19 protein-coding genes are annotated in these 22383 nt (G+C 62.8%); 10 read left to right on the top strand and 9 right to left on the bottom strand.

Translation table 11 applies throughout. The features are described 5' to 3' along the window. Nucleotides 1–17: 17 nt before the first annotated feature. From ispC to rpsB, 7 genes are all read right to left on the bottom strand, one after another. Nucleotides 18–1208, bottom strand: coding sequence for a 1-deoxy-D-xylulose-5-phosphate reductoisomerase (ispC, locus tag H0I86_RS05785; protein ID WP_180924349.1), 1191 nt, complete (start codon nucleotides 1206–1208; stop codon nucleotides 18–20). Further along, nucleotides 1205–2011: a phosphatidate cytidylyltransferase gene (locus H0I86_RS05780; protein ID WP_180924348.1), complete on the bottom strand. Its 807-nt coding sequence runs from the start codon at nucleotides 2009–2011 to the stop codon at nucleotides 1205–1207. The genes ispC and H0I86_RS05780 overlap by 4 nt, the downstream gene beginning before the upstream one ends. Next, on the bottom strand, nucleotides 2011–2766 hold the full coding sequence (uppS, locus tag H0I86_RS05775; RefSeq protein ID WP_180924347.1) for a polyprenyl diphosphate synthase: 756 nt from the start codon (nucleotides 2764–2766) through the stop codon (nucleotides 2011–2013). Before uppS ends, H0I86_RS05780 begins: the two co-directional genes overlap by 1 nt. Nucleotides 2767–2780: 14 nt before the next feature. After that, nucleotides 2781–3338: a ribosome recycling factor gene (gene frr, locus H0I86_RS05770; RefSeq protein WP_180924346.1), complete on the bottom strand. Its 558-nt coding sequence runs from the start codon at nucleotides 3336–3338 to the stop codon at nucleotides 2781–2783. Beyond that, complete coding sequence (gene pyrH / locus H0I86_RS05765) at nucleotides 3335–4078, bottom strand: UMP kinase (RefSeq protein ID WP_007924076.1); 744 nt, start codon at nucleotides 4076–4078, stop codon at nucleotides 3335–3337. The genes frr and pyrH overlap by 4 nt, the downstream gene beginning before the upstream one ends. 208 nt (nucleotides 4079–4286) lie before the next feature. Then, complete coding sequence (gene tsf / locus H0I86_RS05760; protein WP_009042383.1) at nucleotides 4287–5153, bottom strand: translation elongation factor Ts; 867 nt, start codon at nucleotides 5151–5153, stop codon at nucleotides 4287–4289. 204 nt (nucleotides 5154–5357) lie between these two features. Next, nucleotides 5358–6098: a 30S ribosomal protein S2 gene (gene rpsB / locus H0I86_RS05755; RefSeq protein ID WP_007924078.1), complete on the bottom strand. Its 741-nt coding sequence runs from the start codon at nucleotides 6096–6098 to the stop codon at nucleotides 5358–5360. A 407-nt stretch (nucleotides 6099–6505) separates the two neighbouring features. Here rpsB and map point away from each other — a divergent pair, with 407 nt between their 5' ends. From map to dapC, 3 genes are read left to right on the top strand one after another with little or no spacing between them, the layout of a single operon-like run. After that, complete coding sequence (gene map / locus H0I86_RS05750; protein WP_009047211.1) at nucleotides 6506–7288, top strand: type I methionyl aminopeptidase; 783 nt, start codon at nucleotides 6506–6508, stop codon at nucleotides 7286–7288. 47 nt (nucleotides 7289–7335) lie between these two features. Then, entirely contained in the window at nucleotides 7336–10038 is a 2703-nt protein-coding gene (locus H0I86_RS05745; RefSeq protein ID WP_038581786.1) for a [protein-PII] uridylyltransferase, read from the top strand. Nucleotides 10039–10077: 39 nt separating this feature from the next. After that, nucleotides 10078–11277 carry a succinyldiaminopimelate transaminase gene (gene dapC, locus H0I86_RS05740; protein WP_180924345.1) on the top strand — a complete coding sequence of 400 codons (1200 nt, stop codon included), beginning with the start codon at nucleotides 10078–10080 and terminating at the stop codon, nucleotides 11275–11277. Nucleotides 11278–11389: 112 nt separating this feature from the next. Here the strand turns inward: dapC and H0I86_RS05735 are convergent, their stop codons facing one another. Continuing rightward, entirely contained in the window at nucleotides 11390–13036 is a 1647-nt protein-coding gene (locus H0I86_RS05735) for a Na+/H+ antiporter (protein WP_180924344.1), read from the bottom strand. 280 nt (nucleotides 13037–13316) lie between these two features. Here H0I86_RS05735 and H0I86_RS05730 point away from each other — a divergent pair, with 280 nt between their 5' ends. From H0I86_RS05730 to H0I86_RS05715, 4 genes are all read left to right on the top strand, one after another. Next, complete coding sequence (locus H0I86_RS05730; RefSeq protein WP_231999350.1) at nucleotides 13317–13625, top strand: arsenate reductase; 309 nt, start codon at nucleotides 13317–13319, stop codon at nucleotides 13623–13625. Between the two features lie 34 nt (nucleotides 13626–13659). Beyond that, entirely contained in the window at nucleotides 13660–14694 is a 1035-nt protein-coding gene (gene dapD / locus H0I86_RS05725) for a 2,3,4,5-tetrahydropyridine-2,6-dicarboxylate N-succinyltransferase (RefSeq protein WP_180924343.1), read from the top strand. 76 nt (nucleotides 14695–14770) lie between these two features. Continuing rightward, complete coding sequence (locus H0I86_RS05720; protein ID WP_180924342.1) at nucleotides 14771–15976, top strand: aminotransferase class V-fold PLP-dependent enzyme; 1206 nt, start codon at nucleotides 14771–14773, stop codon at nucleotides 15974–15976. After that, nucleotides 15973–16383 carry a SufE family protein gene (locus H0I86_RS05715; protein ID WP_180924341.1) on the top strand — a complete coding sequence of 137 codons (411 nt, stop codon included), beginning with the start codon at nucleotides 15973–15975 and terminating at the stop codon, nucleotides 16381–16383. The genes H0I86_RS05720 and H0I86_RS05715 overlap by 4 nt, the downstream gene beginning before the upstream one ends. 141 nt (nucleotides 16384–16524) lie before the next feature. Here the strand turns inward: H0I86_RS05715 and tcdA are convergent, their stop codons facing one another. Beyond that, nucleotides 16525–17334: a tRNA cyclic N6-threonylcarbamoyladenosine(37) synthase TcdA gene (gene tcdA / locus H0I86_RS05710; RefSeq protein ID WP_180924340.1), complete on the bottom strand. Its 810-nt coding sequence runs from the start codon at nucleotides 17332–17334 to the stop codon at nucleotides 16525–16527. A gap of 263 nt (nucleotides 17335–17597) precedes the next feature. Between tcdA and H0I86_RS05705 the strand changes: the two genes are divergently transcribed. The 3 genes from H0I86_RS05705 (at nucleotide 17598) to H0I86_RS05695 (ending at nucleotide 22352) form a co-directional block, all read left to right on the top strand. Then, nucleotides 17598–20192, top strand: coding sequence for a glycosyltransferase (locus tag H0I86_RS05705; RefSeq protein ID WP_180924339.1), 2595 nt, complete (start codon nucleotides 17598–17600; stop codon nucleotides 20190–20192). Nucleotides 20193–20391: 199 nt separating this feature from the next. Next, on the top strand, nucleotides 20392–21543 hold the full coding sequence (gene dapE / locus H0I86_RS05700) for a succinyl-diaminopimelate desuccinylase (protein ID WP_180924338.1): 1152 nt from the start codon (nucleotides 20392–20394) through the stop codon (nucleotides 21541–21543). Further along, entirely contained in the window at nucleotides 21543–22352 is an 810-nt protein-coding gene (locus tag H0I86_RS05695) for a putative RNA methyltransferase (protein WP_009047200.1), read from the top strand. Before dapE ends, H0I86_RS05695 begins: the two co-directional genes overlap by 1 nt. Nucleotides 22353–22383 lie beyond the last annotated feature (31 nt).

Here is a 22383-nt window from a genome sequence, read left to right as displayed (position 1 = left end):
CTCGGGCTTGTCGCAACTTACCGGCTGTTGCGACCCAACCACTGCTCAGCCAGGGCACGGGCTTTGGCGTCCGCCGCGAACACGGCGCTCAGCTCATCGACTGCGGCAACCGGTTCAAGGCTTAAAACTTCTTCGATGATACTCGCGATCTCGGGGTAGCGGATGCGCCGTTCGAGAAACGCGGCAACAGCTACCTCGTTGGCGGCATTCAACATGGCCGGAGCGCTGTTGCCAGCCTCCGCGGCCTGGCGCGCCAGGCGCAAGCACGGGAACCGCTCTTCATCAGGCGCCTGGAAATCCAGGCGCGCCACGGCGAACAGATCCAGCGGAGGCACGCCCGAGTCGATCCGCTCCGGCCAGGCCAGGGCATTGGCGATCGGCGTGCGCATATCCGGGTTACCCAACTGGGCCAGCACCGAACCGTCCACATAGTCGACGAGCGAGTGAATCACGCTTTGCGGATGAATCACCACCTCGACCTGGGCAGGCTTGGCATCGAACAGCCAGCACGCCTCGATCAGTTCGAGGCCTTTGTTCATCATGCTGGCCGAATCGACGGAAATCTTGCGCCCCATCGACCAGTTGGGGTGGGCACATGCCTGCTCGGGCGTTACCTGTTCCAGATCGGCCAGCGGAGTTTGCCGGAACGGGCCACCGGATGCGGTCAGCAAAATGCGCCGCACCCCTACATTGCTCAACCCACGGGAAAAGTCCGCGGGCATGCACTGGAAGATGGCATTGTGCTCACTATCAATGGGCAGCAATACCGAACCACTCTTGCCCACCGCCTGCATGAACAGCGCGCCGGACATGACCAGTGCTTCTTTATTGGCCAGGAGAATTTTCTTGCCAGCCTCGACGGCAGCCAGGGTCGGACGCAAGCCCGCGGCACCGACGATAGCCGCCATGACCGCATCGACTTCAGGGGCGGACGCCACTTCACACAGGCCCTCCTCGCCCACCAGTACACGGGTGCGCGAACCGGCATTGCGCAAGTCTTCCTGCAGGCTGCGCGCGGCAGCGATATGCGGGACGACGGCAAAACGCGGAGCATGACGGAGACAGAGCGCCAGCAGCTCGGCCAGACGACTGAAACCGCTCAGGGCGAAGACCTGATAACGCTCGGGATGGCGGGCAATGACGTCCAGCGTACTGAGGCCGATAGAGCCGGTGGCCCCGAGAACCGTAATCTGCTGTGGGCGACTCACAATGCAGCCATCCACAACAGTACGGCGAATACCGGAATGGCCGCGGTCAGGCTGTCGATACGATCAAGCACGCCACCATGACCCGGCAGCAGGTTACTGCTGTCCTTGATCCCGGCCTGGCGCTTGAACATGCTTTCGGTCAGGTCGCCGACCACCGAAATGAACACCACGACAGCCGCGCCCAGCAAACCAAGGATGATCTGCCCGACGGACCAGCCTGCAACCAGACCGACCACCGCAGCGATCACCAGGCTCAGCAGCAGACCGCCGTACACCCCTTCCCAGCTCTTGCCCGGGCTGACCTGCGGCGCCAGCTTGCGCTTGCCGAACGCCTTGCCGGAAAAGTAGGCACCGATATCGGCGCCCCAGACCAGCACCATCACCGCCATGATCAACCAGTTACCCAAAGGCTGCTGCTTGATGAAGACCAGGCCTTGCCAGGCCGGCAGCAGAATCAGCAGGCCGATCACCAGCTTGGCCGCGGCACCAGCCCAATGCTCACTGGTACGCGGATAGGTGAGCACCAGGAAAGTCGCCAGTCCCCACCAGAGCACCGCAGCACCAAGCACCCAAGGCGCGATACCCGGCAACAGCTGCATCAGGAACAACAGCGCAGCGACCACTACCGCATAGGCAATACGGGTCGGCTGAGCCTCGAAACCCGCCAGGCGCGCCCACTCCCAGGCCCCGAGGGTCACCACCAGCCCGATAAACAGGGCGAAGACGGAACCTTCTAGCAGGAAAAAACCGCACAAGGCGATCGGCAGCAGGATCAGCGCAGTAATGATTCGTTGTTTGAGCATTAAACCCGGGCTCCAGCTTCGACCTGCTCGCTCGTTTTACCGAAGCGGCGCTGGCGAGAAGCGTAATCGGCCAGCGCGGCGCGCATGGCATCGTGTTTGAAGTCCGGCCAGAACAGGTCGGAGAAGTACAGCTCGGCATAAGCCAGCTGCCAGAGCAGGAAATTGCTGATGCGGTGCTCGCCGCCCGTACGGATGCACAGGTCCGGCAACGGCAGGTCGCCAGTCGCCAGGCAGGTTTGCAACAACTCAGGGGTAATGTCGTCAGGGCGCAGGTGCCCTGCCTGGACTTCCCGCGCCAGGCGCTGAGCGGCCTGGGCGATATCCCACTGACCGCCATAGTTGGCGGCGATCTGCAGAATGAAGCGGTCACTGCCTGCGGTCATTGCCTCCGCCTCGCGCATCGCCGCCTGCAACTCAGGATGGAAACGCGAACGATCGCCGATGATGCGCAGGCTGATGTTGTTCTCGTTGAGGCGCTTGGCCTCGCGGCGCAACGCCTTGAAGAACAGGTCCATCAAGGCACTGACCTCATCGGCCGGCCGCTGCCAGTTTTCACTGGAGAAGGCGAACAGGGTCAGCACTTCGACCCTGGCCTCGGCACAGACCTCGATCACCGCCCGCACGGCATCCACACCCGCCTTGTGCCCGGCGACGCCGGGCATGAAGCGTTTTTTCGCCCAGCGATTGTTGCCATCCATGATGATCGCGACATGGCGCGGCACCGAGGACGGCGCACTCTGCTTGGTCTTGTCCATTTAAAGCCCGACCCTTATACGGCCATCAGGTCCTTTTCTTTTTCTTCAGTTGCCTTAGCGATCTGAGCCTCGAACTCTTTGATCAGCTTGTCGATCTCTGCACCGGCGCGACGCTCTTCGTCTTCACTGATTTCCTTGTCCTTGGACAGTTTTTTCAAATCACCCAAGGCATCGCGGCGAATATTGCGCACAGCAACACGGGCATCTTCAGCAGCGGCACGCGCCTGCTTGGTGAAGCCTTTACGGGTTTCTTCAGTCAGCGGCGCCATTTTGATCAGCAGCAGCTCGCCAAGATTGGTCGGATTGAGGTTCAGGCCAGCACTGCCGATAGCCTTGTCGATTGCCCCAAGCATGTTGCGCTCGAACGGCACCACCTGCAGGGTCTGAGAGTCTTTCACGGTAACACTGGCCACACCGCTCAACGGAGTGTCAGTGCCATAGTAAGGCACCATCACGCTACCCAGGATGCTCGGGTGCGCCTTGCCGGTGCGGATCTGGCCGAACGCATGCGCCAGCGACTCCAGGGACTTCTTCATGCGCTCTTGAGCGTCTTTCTTGATTTCGTTGATCATTGTTCGCCTTCCTCGATCAGGGTTCCTTCAGCGCCGCCATGCACGATGTTCAGCAGGGCGCCGGGCTTGTTCATGTTGAATACACGCAACGGCATCTTATGGTCGCGGCACAGGCAGATCGCCGTCAGATCCATGACACCCAGCTTGCGATCCAGTACTTCATCGTAGGTCAGATGATCGAACTTCTCGGCATGCGGGTCTTTGAATGGGTCTGCGGTATATACACCGTCAACCTTGGTTGCCTTGAGCACTACGTCGGCATCGATCTCGATCGCCCGCAGGCATGCTGCGGAGTCGGTCGTGAAGAACGGGTTACCGGTACCGGCAGCGAAGATCACCACTTCCTTGGAGTTCAGATGACGCATCGCCTTGCGACGGTCATAGTGATCGGTCACACCGACCATGGAAATGGCCGACATGACGATCGCCGAGATATTCGCACGTTCCAGCGCGTCGCGCATGGCCAGGCCGTTCATCACAGTGGCCAGCATGCCCATGTGGTCGCCTGTCACCCGATCCATGCCGGCCGCGCTGAGCGCCGCGCCACGGAACAGGTTGCCACCGCCGATGACCAGACCGACCTGAACACCGATGCCAACCAGCTGGCCGACTTCCAGCGCCATGCGATCCAGCACCTTAGGGTCGATCCCGAACTCTTCCGAGCCCATCAGGGCCTCGCCGCTAAGCTTGAGTAGAATGCGTTTATAGCGAGCTTGATAACCACTGCCCTGCTGAGCCATTGCGAATCTCTCCTGCGGCGTATTTTAAAAATTCTCTGCAAGCTGTTTGCAGCCTGCGTTCACTCTAGCTTGACGCTGTCACAGCGCCATCAGAACACGACTTTGTAAACCAGTTCCGAAGGCAACCAACTAAATTGGTTACCCCATTTGAAAAGAGGCTGCGCGCGTGAGCGGGCAGCCTCTTTCGGGCGACAGTTGAAAAACCGTCTTACTGTTGCTTGGCAGCAGCCAGTTGTGCAGCAACTTCCTCAGCGAAGTTGTCTTCTTTCTTCTCGATGCCTTCACCTACCGCGAAGCGGGTGAACGAAACGATTTCAGCGCCGCCTTTCTTGGCCAGGGCACCTACGGTGATTTCTGGATCCTTGACGAAAGCTTGCTCAACCAGGCTGGCTTCGGCCAGGAACTTGCTGATACGGCCACCGATCATTTTTTCAACGATTTCGGCTGGCTTGCCTTTCATCTTGTCTTCGTTCAGCTGCAGGAACACGGCTTTTTCGCGCTCGATGGCTTCAGCGGAAACTTGCGATGGCAGCAGGAACTCAGGGTTGCTTGCAGCCACGTGCATGGCGATGTCCTTGGCCAGTTCTACGGAACCGCCCTTCAGGACAACCGCAACACCGATCTTGTTACCGTGCAGGTAAGTACCGACCACGTCACCTTCAACGCGAGCCAGACGACGGATGTTGACGTTCTCGCCAGTTTTACCAACCAGAACCAGACGATCGGCTTCTTGAGCCTCGATCAGCGGAGCGGCGTCGGTCAGCTTGTCAGCGAACGCTTTTTCAACGCTGGCAGCAACGAATGCCTTGAAGTCGTCCTGCAGAGCCAGGAAGTCGGTCTGCGAGTTGACTTCCAGCAGAACGGCGGCTTTACCGTCGTCCTTGATGGCGATGGCGCCTTCAGCAGCGATGTTGCCTGCTTTCTTGGCAGCCTTGATGGCGCCCGAAGCACGCATGTCATCAATGGCTTTCTCGATGTCGCCGCCAGCCTTGGTCAAGGCTTTCTTGCAGTCCATCATGCCTTCGCCGGTACGCTCGCGCAGTTCTTTAACCAACGCTGCAGTAATCTCTGCCATTTTCAAATTCCTCTTGGATAGGTTTTCAACCATTCCACCCGACTCAACGGGCGATCAATTCTTGAGCTGCGCTCTCGAAAACCCTTGATAGCCGCCGCACATGACAAGAACTGCAGGGGCGCCATCGGTAAATGATTTTCGAGGTGGCAAAAAGGGGGCCTAGCCCCCTTTTTGCGTACTGAGTAAACGCTAAGCGTCAGTTACTCAGGCTTCAGCTGCCGGCGCTGGAGCGTCTTCAGCGAATACTTCGGTGCCGCCAGCAACGTTGTTGCGGCCACGGATCACGGCGTCTGCCATCGAACCCATGTACAGCTGGATGGCGCGAATGGCGTCATCGTTACCTGGGATGATGTAGTCAACGCCTTCCGGGCTGCTGTTGGTATCGACAACGCCGATGACCGGGATGCCCAGCTTGTTGGCTTCGGTGATCGCGATGCGCTCGTGGTCAACGTCGATCACGAACAGCGCGTCAGGCAGACCGCCCATGTCCTTGATACCACCCAGGCTACGATCCAGCTTTTCCAGATCGCGAGTGCGCATCAGCGCCTCTTTCTTGGTCAGCTTGGCGAAGGTGCCGTCTTCCGACTGAACTTCCAGGTCACGCAGACGCTTGATGGAAGCACGGATGGTCTTGTAGTTGGTCAGCATGCCGCCCAACCAGCGGTGATCGACGTACGGCGAACCGCAACGTGCTGCTTCTTCAGCAACGATCTTGCCAGCGGAACGCTTGGTGCCGACGAACAGAATCTTGTTTTTGCCCTGGGCCAGACGCTCTACGAAAGTCAGAGCTTCGTTGAACATTGGCAGGGTTTTTTCAAGGTTGATGATGTGAATCTTGTTGCGCGCGCCGAAAATGTACTTGCCCATTTTCGGATTCCAGTAACGGGTTTGGTGACCGAAGTGCACACCGGCCTTCAGCATATCGCGCATGTTGACTTGGGACATGATAGTTCCTTAATAAGTCGGGTTAGGCCTCCACGCATCCCAATGACCAACCAACAGCTTGTGCTGAGGGCACCCAGGTCATCGTGTCGACACGTGTGTGGGTTTAGGCTTTTCGGGGCATCCCCGGAAAGCGGCGCATTTTATACCACAAGAAGGGTAAAAACGGAACCCGGATTCTCATTTCCCCCGGAGCGCTTTTTTGCTCCCCCCTTGGAATCGGGTCAGAATGCTCCACTGATATAGAGAGATGCGACACACAGAGCCTCAGATTTGCCCCGGGGCTCTGTTAGAATCGCAGCTTTGAGGCTTTTGAAAACGTGGCGACCCCACAGCGGGCTCAGCCTTCGATACACCGTTTTCAAGCCATTCCGTGTTTATCCGCGCCACTGAGCGTCAAGAGAGCCTGTATGACCGTCACCCTCAAAACTCCCGAGGACATCGCAAAAATGCGTGTCGCCGGCAAACTGGCCGCCGAAGTGCTGGAAATGATTGCCGAGCATGTCAAACCCGGTGTGACCACCGAAGAGCTGGACCGCATCTGCCACGACTACATCGTCAATGTGCAGCACGCGATTCCCGCGCCACTGAATTACAAGGGCTTCCCCAAGTCCATCTGCACCTCGATCAACCACGTGGTGTGCCACGGCATCCCGAACGAGAAGCCGCTGAAGGATGGCGACACCCTGAACATCGACGTCACCGTTATCAAGGACGGCTACCACGGCGATACCAGCCGCATGTTCCACGTCGGCACCGTGCCGGTCTGGGCCGAGCGCCTGTCGCAGATCACCCAGGAATGCATGTACAAGGCCATCGAACTGGTCAAGCCGGGCTGCCGCCTGGGCGACATCGGCGAAGTCATCCAGAAGCACGCTGAAAAGAACGGCTTCTCGGTGGTCCGCGAGTTCTGCGGCCACGGTATCGGCAAGGTGTTCCACGAAGAACCGCAGATCCTGCACTACGGCCGCGCCGGCACCGGCATGGAACTGAAAGCCGGCATGACCTTCACCATCGAGCCGATGATCAACCAGGGCAAGGCCGACACCAAGGTGCTGGGCGACGGCTGGACCGCGATCACCAAGGACCGCAAGCTCTCCGCGCAGTGGGAACACACCCTGCTGGTGACCGAGACCGGCTACGAGATCTTCACCCTGCGCAGCGATGACACCATCCCGCGCGTCTCGGCCTGATCCACGCAGCTGCGCCCTTACCTATAGATAGAAAGGAAAGCCAATCGATGCCGCAGGTGGATCCCGAATTGTTCGACCGCGGCCAGTTCCAGGCGGAACTGGCCCTGAAGGCAAGCCCTATCGCCGCCTTCAAGAAAGCCATTCGTCAGGCACGTGAAGTGCTCGACGAGCGCTTTCGCAGCGGACGGGATATCCGCCGGCTCATCGAGGACCGCGCCTGGTTCGTCGATAACATCCTGCAAAAGGCCTGGGACCAGTTCGACTGGAGCGAAGACGCCGACATCGCCCTGGTGGCGGTCGGTGGCTACGGTCGTGGCGAGCTGCACCCCTACTCGGACATCGACCTGCTGATTCTGCTGGACAGCGCCGACCACGAGATTTTCCGCGATCCCATCGAACGCTTCCTGACCCTGCTCTGGGACATCGGCCTGGAGGTCGGACAAAGCGTGCGCTCGGTGGAGGAATGCGCCGAAGAGGCCCGCGCCGACCTGACGGTGGTTACCAACCTGATGGAAAGCCGCACCATCTGCGGCCCCGAACGCCTGCGCCAGCGCATGCTCGACGTCACCAGCACCGCGCACATGTGGCCGAGCAAGGACTTCTTCCTGGCCAAGCGCGCCGAACAGAAGGCCCGGCACCACAAGTACAACGACACCGAATACAACCTGGAACCCAACGTCAAAGGCTCGCCCGGCGGCCTGCGGGACATCCAGACCATCCTCTGGGTCGCCCGTCGCCAGTACGGCACGCTGAACCTGCGGGCCCTGGCCGGCGAAGGCTTCCTGGTGGAAAGCGAGAACGCGCTGCTGGCTTCGTCCCAGGAATTCCTGTGGAAGGTCCGCTACGCCCTGCACATGCTCGCCGGGCGCGCCGAAGACCGCCTGCTGTTCGATCACCAGCGCTCGATCGCCAAGTTGCTGGGCTTCGAAGGCAACGATGCCAAGCAGGCCATCGAAAGCTTCATGCAGCAGTACTACCGGGTGGTGATGAGCATCGCCCAGCTCAGCGACCTGATCATCCAGCACTTCGAGGAAGTCATCCTCGCCCCGGAAGACGAAGCGCCGCCGCAGCCGATCAACTCGCGCTTCCAGCTGCACGATGGCTACATCGAAGCGATCAACGCCAACGTGTTCCGCCGCACGCCGTTCGCCATGCTGGAAATCTTCGTGCTCATGGCCCAGCACCCGGAGATCAAGGGCGTACGCGCCGACACCATTCGCCTGTTGCGCGAAAATCGCCACCTGATCGACGACGACTTCCGCCATGACATTCGCAATACCAGCCTGTTCATCGAGCTGTTCAAGTGCGAGATCGGCATTCACCGCAACCTGCGGCGGATGAATCGCTACGGCATTCTCGGGCGTTACCTGCCAGAGTTCGGCCATATCGTCGGGCAGATGCAGCACGACCTGTTCCACATCTATACGGTCGACGCCCACACCCTGAACCTGATCAAGCACCTGCGCAAACTGCAGTACACCCAGGTTTCGGAAAAATTCCCGCTGGCCAGCAAGCTCATGGCCAAGCTGCCCAAGCCCGAGCTGATCTACCTGGCCGGGCTCTACCACGACATCGGCAAGGGCCGGCACGGCGACCACTCGGAAATCGGCGCCGTGGATGCGGAAGCCTTCTGCATCCGCCACCAGTTGCCGCTGTGGGACACGCGCCTGATCGTCTGGCTGGTGCAGAACCACCTGGTGATGTCGACCACCGCCCAGCGCAAGGACCTGTCCGACCCGCAGGTCATCCATGACTTCGCCCAGGTCGTGGTCGACCAGACCCGCCTGGACTATCTGTACGTGTTGACGGTTTCCGACATCAACGCCACCAACCCGACACTGTGGAACTCCTGGCGCGCCAGCCTGCTGCGCCAGCTCTACACCGAGACCAAGCGCGCCCTGCGCCGTGGCCTGGAAAACCCGGTGGACCGCGAAGAGCAGATCCGCCAGACGCAAAGCGCGGCGCTGGACATCCTGGTCCGCGCCGGCACCGACCCGGACGACGTCGAGCAGCTCTGGGCGCAGCTGGGGGACGACTACTTCCTGCGCCACACCGCCGGCGACGTGGCCTGGCACAGCGACGCGATCCTCCAGCAGCCGGCCGACGGCGGCCCGCTGGTGCTGATCAAGGAAACCACCCAGCGCGAATTCGAGGGTGGCACGCAGATCTTCATCTACGCCCCGGACCAGCACGATTTCTTCGCCGTGACCGTGGCCGCGATGGACCAGTTGAACCTGAACATCCACGACGCGCGGATCATCACCTCGAGCAGCCAGTTCACCCTCGACACCTACATCGTGCTCGACAACGACGGCGGCTCGATCGGCAACAACCCGCAACGCGTCAAGCAGATCCGCGATGGCCTTACCGAGGCCCTGCGCAACCCTGACGACTACCCGACCATCATCCAGCGTCGGGTACCGCGCCAGCTCAAGCACTTCGCCTTCCCGCCGCAAGTGACTATCCACAACGACGCCCAGCGCCCGGTCACCGTGCTCGAACTGAGCGCACCCGACCGCCCCGGCCTGCTGGCGCGCATCGGCAAGATTTTCCTGGAGTTCGACCTGTCGCTGCAAAACGCCAAGATCGCCACCCTGGGCGAGCGCGTGGAAGACGTGTTCTTCATTACCGACGCGAACAACCAGCAACTGTCCGATCCCCAGCTGTGCAGCCGACTGCAGGACGCCATCGTCGAACAGCTCAGCGTCAGCCACGAACCGCCTACCGCCTTGACGCGCCTGAACATCTGATCACGCGCCACGACCCGCTTTGAGTGAGACACCGCACCGATGAACAACGCTCTGAACCAGCTGCAGCCCTACCCGTTCGAGAAACTCCGCGCCCTGCTCGGCGGCGTCCAGCCGAACCCGGCCAAGCGCCCTATCGCGCTGTCCATCGGCGAGCCCAAGCATCGCTCGCCGAGCTTTGTCGCCGAAGCCCTGGCCAACAACCTGGACCAGATGGCGGTGTATCCGACGACCCTGGGTCTCCCCGCCCTGCGCGAAGCCATCGCCAGCTGGTGCGAACGACGTTTTGGCGTACCCAATGGTTGGATCGACCCGGCGCGCAACGTGCTGCCGGTCAACGGCACCCGCGAGGCGCTGTTCGCCTTCACCCAGACCGTGGTCAACCGTGGCGACGACGCGCTGGTGGTCAGCCCGAACCCCTTCTATCAGATCTATGAAGGCGCGGCCTTCCTCGCCGGCGCCAAGCCGCACTACCTGCCGTGCCTGGATGAAAACGGCTTCAACCCGGACTTCGACGCGGTACCGGCCGAGATCTGGCAGCGTTGCCAGATCCTGTTCCTGTGCTCGCCGGGCAACCCGACCGGCGCGCTGATCCCGATCGAAACCCTGAAGAAACTCATCGCCCTGGCCGACCAGTACGATTTCGTGATCGCCGCCGACGAGTGCTACAGCGAGCTGTACTTCGACGAGCAGACCCCGCCTCCTGGCCTGCTCACTGCCTGCGCCGAACTGGGACGCCAGGACTTCAAGCGTTGCGTGGTGTTCCACAGCCTGTCCAAGCGCTCCAACCTGCCGGGCCTGCGCTCCGGCTTCGTGGCGGGCGACGCGGACATCCTCAAGGGCTTCCTGCTGTACCGCACCTACCATGGCTGCGCCATGCCGGTTCAGACCCAGCTGGCCAGCATCGCCGCCTGGAACGACGAAGTGCATGTGCGCGCCAACCGCGCGCTGTATCGCGAGAAGTTCGATGCGGTGCTGGAGATTCTGTCGCCGGTGCTCGACGTGCAGCGCCCGGACGGCAGCTTTTACCTGTGGCCGAACGTGGCGGGCGACGATACGGCGTTCTGCCGTGACCTGTTCGAACAGGAGCATGTGACCGTGGTGCCAGGCTCCTACCTGTCGCGCGATGTCGACGGCAGCAACCCGGGAGCCGGTCGGGTACGCATGGCCCTGGTAGCGCCATTGGCCGAATGCGTGGAAGCCGCCGAGCGGATCCGGGATTTCGTTCAGCGCCGTAAATAACCCACGCCTCCGTAGGAGCGAGGCTTGCCCGCGATAGAGACGACGCAGTCCACCTGATACACCGCGTCATCATTCATCGCGAGCGAGCTTCGCGCCTACAGGAAGGCAAGCGTTATTTCACCTGCCCCAGGTTGGCCTCGCTGAGGTCCAGCTCACCCAGGACCTCACGCAATACGTCGTCGCCGATCTGGTGCTGGCGGCTCAACCGATACAACTCCAGCCGCTGCGCCCGCAGCGCCTTCAAGCGCAACTTGCGCTCCAGCAAGTCCATCTGGAACGCCAGCGCCTGGGCTTCGGCGGAATCGTTGAACACCTCCAACTGATGGCGATACTCCGACATCAGCCGCCCCTTGAGTTCGGTGGCCAGCGCCGCCTGGGCCGCATCCGGCGAGTTGGCGGCATCAGCCACTTCCTCGGCCTCCAGGGCATGGATCGCCGCCTCGGCGGTTTTGCGCCAGGCGTCGCGCACTTCGGCATGGCGCTTCTCGTCGGGGCTCTTCTGGATACCGCGCAGCAACAGCGGCAGGGCGATACAGGCGGCCACCAGCGACAACAGGATCACCCCGGCGGCAATGAAGATCAGCAGGTCGCGCTCGGGGAAGGCCTCGCCCGCCCCCAGCAACAGTGGCACCGACATGACGCCCGCCAGGGTGACCGCCCCGCGCACCCCGCCCAGGGTCAGCAACCAGCAGGAACGTGCGGTCGGCACCAGCGTCAACTCGCCCTTGCCACGCCAGCGGCGCAACAGCCCGGACAGGCGCCAGATGCTTTGCACCCAGATGAACCGCAACACCAGCAGTACCAGGAAGATCACCCCGACATCCAGGCAGCGATAGAACAGGGTCGGCCACAAGGTGGTTTCATGGCTGACCACGGCCTTGATGATGTCGGGCAGTTGCAGGCCCAACAGCAGGAAGATCAGGCCGTTGAAGGCGAATTCCAGCAGCGACCAGACACTGCGGTTGAGCAAGCGGGTGCTGGTCTGCCGGGGCAACAGGTCGAGCCAGCTCTGCATCATCCCCGCCGCCACCGCCGAGAGGATGCCCGAGGCTCCCAGGCGCTCGGCCAGTACGTAGGCGGCGAACGGCAGCAACAGCATGAACACCACATGGGTCGCCGGGTCATCCCAGCCGCGGGCGATCATCCAGGCACGCAGGCGCCCCACTAGCCAGCTCAGGGCCACGCCGACCGCCAGGCCACCCACGGCCACCAGGACAAAGGTCAGGCTGGCATTGGCCAGGGAAAACACCCCGGTCACGGCCGCCGCCAGGGCGAACTTGAAGGTCACCAGGCCGGAAGCATCGTTCATCAGCGCCTCGCCCTGCAGCATGTGCATCAAGGGCGTCGGCAGACGGTTCTGGGAAATTGCCGAGACCGCCACGGCGTCGGTCGGCGACAGTACTGCCGCCAGGGCAAAGGCCACCGGCAAGGGAATGGTCGGCAGCAACCAGTGAATGAAGTAACCGGCGCCCACCACCGTGAATAGCACCAGGCCCACGGCCAGGGTCAGGATCGGCCCGCGCAGGCGCCACAGCTCACGCTTGGGCATGCGCCAGCCATCGGAGAACAGCAGCGGCGGCAGGAATAGAAACAGAAACAATTCCGGGTCCAGGGCCACGTGCAGCCCCAGGGTGGGCCAGGCCAGCAAGGCTCCGGCGGCGATCTGCAGCAGTGGCAACGGCAACGGAATCACCCGTCCGACCAGCCGCGAGAGACTCACCAGCATCAGCAGGATAAGGACGGTATAAGCGGTTTGCATAAAGCGGTTTTCCCAATCGATCAACAGCAGACTTCAGGCAACAGGTTACCGTCGAAGTGCCATATTAGCCGCTTAAGCTCGGGCCTCGCCGCTGCACAAAAGTCGCAAGCGGCCCATGCCGCTGTCACACAAAGCTACAAAGCCAGGCCTTCGCCGACGCCGAACCGGCGCGGGCATGGCATAATCCGTGACCTTTAACTCCAGCATCTCAAAAGGGGGCAATTCCTTGACCGCTTCAAGCAAAACGTTGCACCTTTTCGGCATCAAAGCCTGCGACACCATGAAAAAGGCGCGCACCTGGCTCGATGAACACGCTGTCAGCTATGACTTCCATGACTACAAAGCGGTCGGTATCGACCGTGAACACCTGGCCCAGTGGTGCAACGAGCACGGCTGGCAGGTGGTGCTGAACCGTGCGGGCACGACCTTTCGCAAACTCGACGACGAACGCAAAGCCGATCTCGACCAGGCGAAAGCGATCGAACTGATGCTCGCGCAACCCTCGATGATCAAGCGCCCGGTGCTCGATCTCGGTGACCGAACCCTGATTGGCTTCAAGCCCGATATCTACGCGGCAGAAATCAAATAACGCCTGCCCGTTCAATTTTGTAAGAGGTAACAGCATGTCCACTACCCTGTTCAGCCTGGCCTTTGGTGTCGGCACTCAAAACCGTCAAGGCGCGTGGCTGGAAGTGTTCTACGCCGCGCCCCTGGTCAAGCCATCCGCGCAAATCGTTGCCGCCATCGCCCCGGTACTGGGCTACAGCGAAGGCAACCAGGCCATCGCCTTCACCACCGCCCAGGCCGCGCAACTGGCCGAAGCCCTGAAAAGCATCGACGCCACCCAGGCCGCGCTGCTGACCCGCCTGGCCGAGAGCCACAAGCCGCTGGTCGCCACCCTGCTGGCCGAAGACGCCCAGCTGACCTCCACCCCGGAGGCCTACCTCAAGCTGCACCTGTTGTCCCACCGCCTGGTCAAGCCCCATGGCCTGAACCTGGCCGGGATCTTCCCGCTGCTGCCGAACGTGGCCTGGACCAACCAGGGCGCGATCGACCTCGGCGAACTGGCCGAGCGTCAACTGGAAGCGCGCCTGCGCGGCGAGCTGCTGGAAGTGTTCTCGGTGGACAAGTTCCCGAAAATGACCGACTACGTGGTACCGAGCGGCGTGCGTATCGCTGACAGCGCGCGCATTCGCCTGGGCGCCTACATCGGCGAAGGCACCACCGTGATGCACGAAGGTTTCGTCAACTTCAACGCCGGCACCGAAGGCCCGGGCATGATCGAAGGCCGGGTTTCCGCGGGCGTATTCGTCGGCAAGGGTTCGGACCTGGGCGGCGGCTGCTCGACCATGGGCACCCTGTCGGGCGGCGGCAATATCGTGATCAAGGTCGGCGAAGGCTGCCTGATCGGCGCCAACGCCGGCATCGGTATTCCTCTGGGCGACCGCAACACCGTGGAATCGGGCCTGTACGTGACCGCCGGGACCAAGGTGGCGCTGCTGGACGAGAACAATCAGCTGGTCAAGGTGCTCAAGGCTCGCGAACTGGCCGGCCAGCCGGACCTGCTGTTCCGCCGCAATTCGGAGACCGGTGCCGTGGAGTGCAAGACCCACAAGTCGGCCATCGAACTGAACGAAGCGCTGCACGCTCACAACTAAGCAGCGATTCGGTTCCACTGAAACCGGCCGGGCGCTTATCATCGGCGCCCGGCCTGTTCAAACGAGTTCTGCCACCATGCTTGTACCCTCCCCCTGGCGCGCCGACTTCCCGGCCATCGCCGCCCTGCAACGGCAGGACCAGACCTACCTGGACAACGCCGCCACCACGCAAAAACCCCAAGCCCTGCTGGACGCCCTGGCGCACTACTACGCCAATGGCGCGGCCAACGTGCATCGCGCGCAACACCTGCCCGGCGCTCACGCCACCCAGGCGTTCGAGAACAGCCGGCACAAAGTGGCGCAGTGGCTGAATGCCGGTGACAGCGGGCAGATCATCTTCACCCACGGCGCGACCTCCGCGCTGAATCTCCTGGCCTATGGCCTGGAACACCAGTTCAACCCGGGCGACGAGATCGTCATCAGCGCCCTGGAGCATCACGCCAACCTGCTGCCCTGGCAGCAACTGGCGCACCGTCGCGGCCTCAACCTGGTGGTTCTGCCGCTGGACGACGACGGCCTGATCGATCTCGACGCCGCGGCCCGCCTGATCGGTCCACGCACCCGGCTACTGGCCGTCAGCCAGCTGTCCAATGTGCTCGGTGCCTGGCAACCCCTGCCGCAGCTGCTGGCCCTGGCCAAGGCGCACGACGCCCTGACCGTGGTCGACGGCGCCCAGGGCGTGGTCCACGGCCGCCACGATGTGCAGGCGCTGGGCTGCGATTTCTATGTGTTCTCCAGCCACAAGCTCTACGGCCCGGACGGCGTCGGCGTGCTCTACGGACGCAACGAGGCGTTGCCAGGCCTGCGTCACTGGCAGTTTGGCGGCGAGATGGTCCAGCAGGCCGACTACCAGCACGCCAGCTTCCGCCCCGCCCCGCTGGGTTTCGAGGCCGGTACGCCGCCGATCGCCAGCGTAATTGGCCTGGGCGCGACCCTGGATTACCTCAGCGGCCTGGACCAGGATGCCGTCAACGCCCATGAAGCCGCGCTGCACGACTACCTGCTGCATGGCCTGCTGGCCCGCAAAGGCCTGCGCCTGCTGGGCAAGCCGCAGCTGGCGCTGGTCAGTTTCGTGGTCGATGGCGTGCACAACGCCGACCTGGCTCACCTGCTGACCGAACAGGGCATCGCCGTGCGTGCCGGGCATCACTGCGCCATGCCGCTGCTGAAAAGCTTCGGCCTGGCCGGGGCGATCCGCGTGTCATTGGCGCTGTACAACGACTCCGAGGATCTGGAGCGCTTCTTCGAGGCCCTCGATCAGGCGCTGGAGCTGTTGCGATGAGCCTGCCCGCCGAAGCCCTGGCCGCCCTCGACAGTTTCCAGGGCGCCCCCGGCTGGGAACAGCGCGCACGCTTGCTGATGCAATGGGGCGAACGCCTGGCGCCGCTGGCTGAAGCCGACAGGGTCGAGACCAATCGAGTGCATGGCTGTGAAAGCCAGGTCTGGCTGGTGGGGACCTTGCAGGACGGTCACTGGCAGTTCGCCGCCAGCAGCGATGCGCGCCTGATCCGTGGCCTGGTGGCCCTGCTGCTGGCGCGGGTCAACGGTTTGTCCGCCGAGGAGCTGCAACGGGTGGATTTGCCGGACTGGTTCAATCAATTGGGCCTGTCGCGCCAGCTCTCGCCCTCGCGCAGCAATGGGCTGAATGCGGTATTGCAGCGGATGCGCGAGCTGGCCGGCACGCGCTGACGCTGGCCGACACAACCGCTGAGCCTGGATGAGACACGGACCTCTGTAGCCGCTGCAGCAGGCTGCGATCGACTCCGCAGGAGACGTGCTCTTCAGGGCCGCGCAATCCCCTTCGGGCCTTATCGCAGCCTGCGGCAGCGGCTACAGGGGTTTGAGTCTGTCCGCCGGGCGTCGCACGCCAGCCACCAGTTTGTCCACCGCCTTGGTCGCCGCGACCATGCCGAAGGTCGCTGTGACCATCATCACCGCGCCAAAACCGCCGGCGCAGTCGAGTTTCACGCCATCGCCGACAAAGCTCTTCTGCAGGCAGATGCTGCCGTCCGGTTTCGGGTAGCGCAGTTGCTCGGTGGAAAACACGCAAGGCACGCTGTAGTGACGGGTCACGGTGCGGGAAAAACCGTAGTCGCGGCGCAGGGTCGAGCGCACTTTCGAGGCCAGCGGGTCGTTGAAGGTCCGGTTCAGGTCGCAGACCTGGATCAGCGTCGGGTCGATCTGCCCGCCCGCGCCGCCGGTGGTGATGATCTGGATCTTGCGTCGCTTGCACCAGGCAATCAGCGCCGCCTTGGCGTTGACACTGTCGATGCAGTCGATCACGCAGTCGATGTTCGGCGTGATGTATTCGGCCATGGTCTCGCGGGTGACGAAGTCCGCCACCGCATGCACGGTGCAGGCCGGATTGATCCCGCGCAGGCGCTCGGCCATGACCTCGACCTTGGCCTTGCCGACCGTGCTGTCGAGGGCATGCAACTGCCGATTGCTGTTGCTGACGCAGACATCGTCCAGGTCGAACAGCGAAATCTCACCCACGCCGCAACGGGCAATGGCTTCCGCCGCCCAGGAACCGACACCACCGACCCCGACGATCGCCACATGGGCGGCGCGCAAGCGTTCCAGCCCCTCGATGCCATACAAACGGGCGACACCAGCAAACCGCGGATCTTCTGTACTCATGACCATTACCCCAAAAACCGGCGCGCATTATAGGGCCGATGCCCGCCAAGAGCATCTTTGCCCTATGAATGGCAGTCAGGGCTGCTTTAATGAGGGAACAATCTGAAAATTCCGGCGCCGAGAACTTAAATCGAGTTGGATTGCCCAACCTGCGGCCTTCTCCTGTGCGCTGTACGCTCAGTCGAAGGCCAGTGTAGGATGCGCGCCGCTTGGCGCATGCCGACCGTTCCCCCGTTCCACACCCTTTGGAACCCGAAATAGCTATGTCATCGCGTAAATTTGGACTCAACCTGGTGGTGGTTCTGGCAATCGCCGCCCTGTTCACCGGCTTCTGGGCACTGGTCAACCGCCCGGTTTCCGCCCCCGATTGGCCTGCACAAATCTCCGGCTTTTCCTACTCGCCTTTCCAGCTGGGCCAGTTCCCGCAGAAAGACCAGTTCCCGACCGACGACGAAATGCGTCGCGACCTGGAGATCATGAGCAAGCTGACCGACAACATTCGGACCTACTCGGTCGACGGTACGCTGGAGAACATCCCCAAGCTGGCGGAAGAGTTCGGCCTGCGCGTGACCCTGGGGATCTGGATCAGCCCGGACCTGGAGCGCAACGAGCGTGAAATCACCCGCGCCATCGACATCGCCAACAACTCGCGCAGTGTGGTGCGCGTGGTGGTCGGTAACGAAGCGATCTTCCGCAAGGAAATCACCGCCGACCAGTTGAGCGTCCTGCTCGATCGCGTGCGCGCTGCCGTCAAGGTGCCAGTCACCACGTCCGAGCAGTGGCACGTCTGGGAAGAACACCCGGAACTGGCCCAGCACGTCGACCTGATCGCCGCCCACGTCCTGCCCTACTGGGAATTCATCCCGATGGACAAGGCCGGGCAGTTCGTCCTCGATCGCGCCCGCGACCTGAAAAAGATGTTCCCGAAAAAACCGCTGCTGCTGTCCGAAGTAGGCTGGCCGAGCAACGGCCGCATGCGTGGCGGCGCCGACGCCAGCCCGGCGGATCAGGCGATCTACCTGCGTAACCTGGTCAACAAGCTTAACCGCCAGGGCTACAACTACTTCGTGATCGAAGCCTTCGACCAACCGTGGAAGGCCAGCGACGAAGGTTCGGTGGGCGCCTACTGGGGCGTGTTCAACGCCGCACGCCAGCAGAAATTCAACTTCGAAGGCCCGGTGGTGGCGATCCCGCAGTGGCGCGTACTGGCCATCGGTTCGGTGGTCCTGGCGCTGCTGTCCCTGACCCTGCTGATGATCGACGGCTCGGCCCTGCGCCAGCGCGGCCGGACCTTCCTGACCTTCATCGCCTTCCTCTGCGGTTCGGTGCTGGTGTGGATCGGCTACGATTACAGCCAGCAATACAGCACCTGGTTCAGCCTGACGGTGGGCTTCCTGCTCGCCCTGGGTGCGCTCGGGGTGTTCATCGTGTTGCTCACCGAGGCCCATGAACTGGCCGAGGCGGTCTGGGTGCACAAACGCCGGCGCGAGTTCCTGCCGGTCGAAGGCGATTCCAACTACCGGCCGAAAGTCTCGATCCACGTACCGTGCTACAACGAGCCACCGGAGATGGTCAAACAGACCCTCAATGCCCTGGCCAACCTCGACTATCCGGACTTCGAAGTCCTGATCATCGACAACAACACCAAGGACCCGGCGGTCTGGGAACCGGTGCAGGCCTATTGCGAGACCCTCGGCCCGCGATTCAAGTTCTTCCACGTCGCGCCCCTGGCCGGTTTCAAGGGCGGCGCGCTGAACTACCTGATCCCGCACACCGCCAAGGACGCCGAAGTGATCGCGGTGATCGACTCGGACTACTGCGTCGACCGCAACTGGCTCAAGCACATGGTGCCGCACTTCGCCGACCCGAAAATCGCCGTGGTGCAATCGCCGCAGGATTACCGCGACCAGAACGAAAGCACCTTCAAGAAGCTCTGCTACGCGGAATACAAGGGTTTCTTCCATATCGGCATGGTCACCCGCAACGACCGTGACGCGATCATCCAGCACGGCACCATGACCATGACCCGCCGTTCGGTCCTGGAAGAACTGGGCTGGGCCGACTGGTGCATCTGCGAAGACGCCGAGCTGGGCCTGCGGGTGTTCGAGAAAGGGCTGTCGGCGGCGTACTACCACGAAAGCTACGGCAAGGGCCTGATGCCGGATACCTTCATCGACTTCAAGAAACAGCGTTTCCGCTGGGCCTATGGGGCGATCCAGATCATCAAGCGCCACACCGCCAGCCTGCTGCGCGGCAAGGACACCGAGCTGACCCGTGGCCAGCGCTACCACTTCCTCGCGGGCTGGCTGCCGTGGGTGGCGGACGGCATGAACATCTTCTTCACCCTCGGCGCCCTGCTCTGGTCGGCGGCGATGATCATCGTGCCGCAGCGCGTCGATCCGCCGTTGCTGATCTTCGCGATCCCGCCCCTGGCGCTGTTCGTGTTCAAGGTCGGCAAGATCATCTTCCTCTACCGCCGGGCGGTCGGGGTCAACCTCAAGGATGCGTTCTGCGCCGCCGTGGCGGGCCTGGCGTTGTCCCACACCATCGCCAAGGCGGTGCTGTACGGCTTCTTCACCAGCAGCATTCCGTTCTTCCGCACACCGAAGAATGCCGACAACCATGGCTTCTGGGTGGCGATCTCGGAGGCCCGGGAAGAGCTGTTCATCATGCTGCTGTTGTGGGGCGCGGCGCTGGGCATCTACCTGGTGCAGGGCGGCCTGCCGAGCAACGACATGCGCTTCTGGGTGACCATGCTGCTGGTGCAGTCGCTGCCGTATGTGGCGGCGCTGGTCATGGCCTTCCTGTCGTCGCTGCCAAAACCGGTTGCCGAAAGCGCGCCGGTGGCGGCGGCATAAATCGCGGCAAAGCACTAAACGGCGGCCTCTGGCCGCCGTTTTGCTTTAAGATATCCGCCATTTTGCGCGCCTTGCCCCATTACCGTAGGCGCCAGGCTTGCCCGCGATGAACACCCTGCGCTGCCCCAGGCAAACCGCGTCGTGGCCATCGCGGGCCAGCCTCGCGCCTACGCATAACGCCTTGCACCGGAGTTTCCCCATGACGGCCCACGCCGACCTTTCGCCGACCCTGCAACTTGCCTGTGACCTGATCCGCCGCCCGTCGGTGACGCCGGTCGACGCCGACTGCCAGAAGCTGATGATGCAGCGCCTGGGCGATGCCGGCTTCAAGCTGGAGCCGATGCGCATCGAGGATGTGGATAACTTCTGGGCCACCCACGGCAAGCACGAAGGCCCGGTGCTGTGTTTCGCCGGCCACACCGACGTGGTGCCCACCGGCCCGGTCCAGGCCTGGCAGAACGATCCGTTCGACGCGCTGATCGACGAGCACGGCATGCTCTGCGGGCGCGGCGCGGCGGACATGAAGGGCAGCCTGGCGGCGATGCTGGTGGCGGCCGAGCGTTTCGTCGCCGACTACCCGGACCACAAAGGCTCGGTGGCCTTCCTGATCACCAGCGACGAAGAAGGCCCGGCCCACCACGGCACCAAGGCCGTGGTCGAGCGCCTGGCGGCGCGCAAGGAGCGCCTGGACTGGTGCATCGTCGGCGAGCCGTCGAGCACCAGCCTGGTCGGTGACGTGGTCAAGAACGGTCGTCGCGGCTCCCTCGGCGCCAAGCTCACGGTGCGCGGCGTACAGGGCCATGTGGCCTACCCGCACCTGGCCCGGAACCCGATCCACCTGGCCACAGCCGCCCTGGCCGAACTGGCCGCGGAACATTGGGACGACGGCAATGCCTTCTTCCCGCCCACCAGCTTCCAGATTTCCAACCTGAATTCCGGCACCGGCGCGACCAACGTGATCCCCGGCGAGCTGGTGGCGGTGTTCAACTTCCGCTTCTCCACCGAGTCCACGGTCGAAGGCCTGCAACAGCGCGTGGCCACCATCCTCGACAAGCACGGCCTGGACTGGCACGTGGAGTGGGCGCTGTCGGGCCTGCCGTTCCTCACCGAGCCAGGCGCCCTGCTCGACGCGGTGTCGGCCAGCATCAAGGACGTCACCGGTCGCGAGACCAAGGCCTCCACCAGCGGCGGCACCTCCGACGGGCGTTTCATCGCCACCCTCGGCACCCAGGTGGTCGAGCTGGGCCCGGTCAACGCCACCATCCACCAGGTCAACGAGCGGGTGCTGGCCAGCGACCTCGACGTGCTGACCGAAATCTACTACCAGACCCTGATCAAGTTGCTCGCCTGATGCTTGCCTGCCCTATCTGCGCGGCGCCCCTGAGCGCCGTCGACAACGGTGTCGTGTGCCCGGCCGGGCACCGCTTCGACCGCGCCCGCCAGGGTTACCTGAACCTGCTGCCGGTGCAGCACAAGAACAGCCGCGACCCGGGTGACAACCAGGCCATGGTCGAAGCCCGCCGCGACTTTCTCAATGCCGGCCATTACGCCCCGGTGGCCAGGCGCCTGGCCGAACTGGCCGCCGAGCGCGCCCCACAGCGCTGGGTGGATATCGGTTGCGGCGAGGGTTACTACACCGCACAGATCGCCCAAGCCCTGCCCCAGGCGGACGGTTATGCCCTGGACATCTCCCGGGAAGCGGTCAAGCGTGCCTGTCGCCGTGCCCCGCAACTGACCTGGTTGATCGCCAGCATGGCCCGGGTGCCCCTGGCCGACGCCAGCTGCCAGTTTCTCGCCAGCGTCTTCAGCCCGCTCGACTGGCAGGAAGCCAAGCGCCTGCTCAGCCCTGGTGGCGGCCTGATGAAGGTCGGACCGACCAGCGGTCACCTGATGGAATTGCGCGAGCGCCTGTACGACGAGGTCCGCGAATACACCGACGACAAACACCTGGCGCTGGTGCCCGCGGGCATGGCGTTGCAACACAGTGAAACCCTGGACTTCAAGCTGACGCTGAGCAATCCGCAGGATCGCGCCAACCTGCTGGCCATGACGCCCCACGGCTGGCGCGCCAGCGCCGAACGCCGGGCCAGTGTGATCGAGCAGGCCGAGCCCTTCGAGGTCAGCGTGTCGATGCGCTACGATTACTTCGTTCTGCAATAACCCATCAATCCACGGCCTCGAGCAAAGTCTC

It is taken from the genome of Pseudomonas chlororaphis subsp. aurantiaca, from assembly GCF_013466605.1.
Taxonomy (GTDB): domain Bacteria; phylum Pseudomonadota; class Gammaproteobacteria; order Pseudomonadales; family Pseudomonadaceae; genus Aquipseudomonas; species Aquipseudomonas chlororaphis_I.
This window is presented reverse-complemented; position numbering and strand designations above follow the sequence as displayed.

What these genes read in the sequence shown, in the direction of transcription:
- H0I86_RS05780 (WP_180924348.1), bottom strand. Translation starts at nt 2,011, where the DNA reads ATGCTCAAACAACGAATCATTACTGCGCTGATCCTGCTGCCGATCGCC.
- uppS (WP_180924347.1), bottom strand. Translation starts at nt 2,766, where the DNA reads ATGGACAAGACCAAGCAGAGTGCGCCGTCCTCGGTGCCGCGCCATGTC.
- frr (WP_180924346.1), bottom strand. Translation starts at nt 3,338, where the DNA reads ATGATCAACGAAATCAAGAAAGACGCTCAAGAGCGCATGAAGAAGTCC.
- pyrH (WP_007924076.1), bottom strand. Translation starts at nt 4,078, where the DNA reads ATGGCTCAGCAGGGCAGTGGTTATCAAGCTCGCTATAAACGCATTCTA.
- tsf (WP_009042383.1), bottom strand. Translation starts at nt 5,153, where the DNA reads ATGGCAGAGATTACTGCAGCGTTGGTTAAAGAACTGCGCGAGCGTACC.
- rpsB (WP_007924078.1), bottom strand. Translation starts at nt 6,098, where the DNA reads ATGTCCCAAGTCAACATGCGCGATATGCTGAAGGCCGGTGTGCACTTC.
- map (WP_009047211.1), top strand. Translation starts at nt 6,506, where the DNA reads ATGACCGTCACCCTCAAAACTCCCGAGGACATCGCAAAAATGCGTGTC.
- H0I86_RS05745 (WP_038581786.1), top strand. Translation starts at nt 7,336, where the DNA reads ATGCCGCAGGTGGATCCCGAATTGTTCGACCGCGGCCAGTTCCAGGCG.
- dapC (WP_180924345.1), top strand. Translation starts at nt 10,078, where the DNA reads ATGAACAACGCTCTGAACCAGCTGCAGCCCTACCCGTTCGAGAAACTC.
- H0I86_RS05735 (WP_180924344.1), bottom strand. Translation starts at nt 13,036, where the DNA reads ATGCAAACCGCTTATACCGTCCTTATCCTGCTGATGCTGGTGAGTCTC.
- H0I86_RS05730 (WP_231999350.1), top strand. Translation starts at nt 13,317, where the DNA reads ATGAAAAAGGCGCGCACCTGGCTCGATGAACACGCTGTCAGCTATGAC.
- dapD (WP_180924343.1), top strand. Translation starts at nt 13,660, where the DNA reads ATGTCCACTACCCTGTTCAGCCTGGCCTTTGGTGTCGGCACTCAAAAC.
- H0I86_RS05720 (WP_180924342.1), top strand. Translation starts at nt 14,771, where the DNA reads ATGCTTGTACCCTCCCCCTGGCGCGCCGACTTCCCGGCCATCGCCGCC.
- H0I86_RS05715 (WP_180924341.1), top strand. Translation starts at nt 15,973, where the DNA reads ATGAGCCTGCCCGCCGAAGCCCTGGCCGCCCTCGACAGTTTCCAGGGC.
- tcdA (WP_180924340.1), bottom strand. Translation starts at nt 17,334, where the DNA reads ATGAGTACAGAAGATCCGCGGTTTGCTGGTGTCGCCCGTTTGTATGGC.
- H0I86_RS05705 (WP_180924339.1), top strand. Translation starts at nt 17,598, where the DNA reads ATGTCATCGCGTAAATTTGGACTCAACCTGGTGGTGGTTCTGGCAATC.
- dapE (WP_180924338.1), top strand. Translation starts at nt 20,392, where the DNA reads ATGACGGCCCACGCCGACCTTTCGCCGACCCTGCAACTTGCCTGTGAC.
- H0I86_RS05695 (WP_009047200.1), top strand. Translation starts at nt 21,543, where the DNA reads ATGCTTGCCTGCCCTATCTGCGCGGCGCCCCTGAGCGCCGTCGACAAC.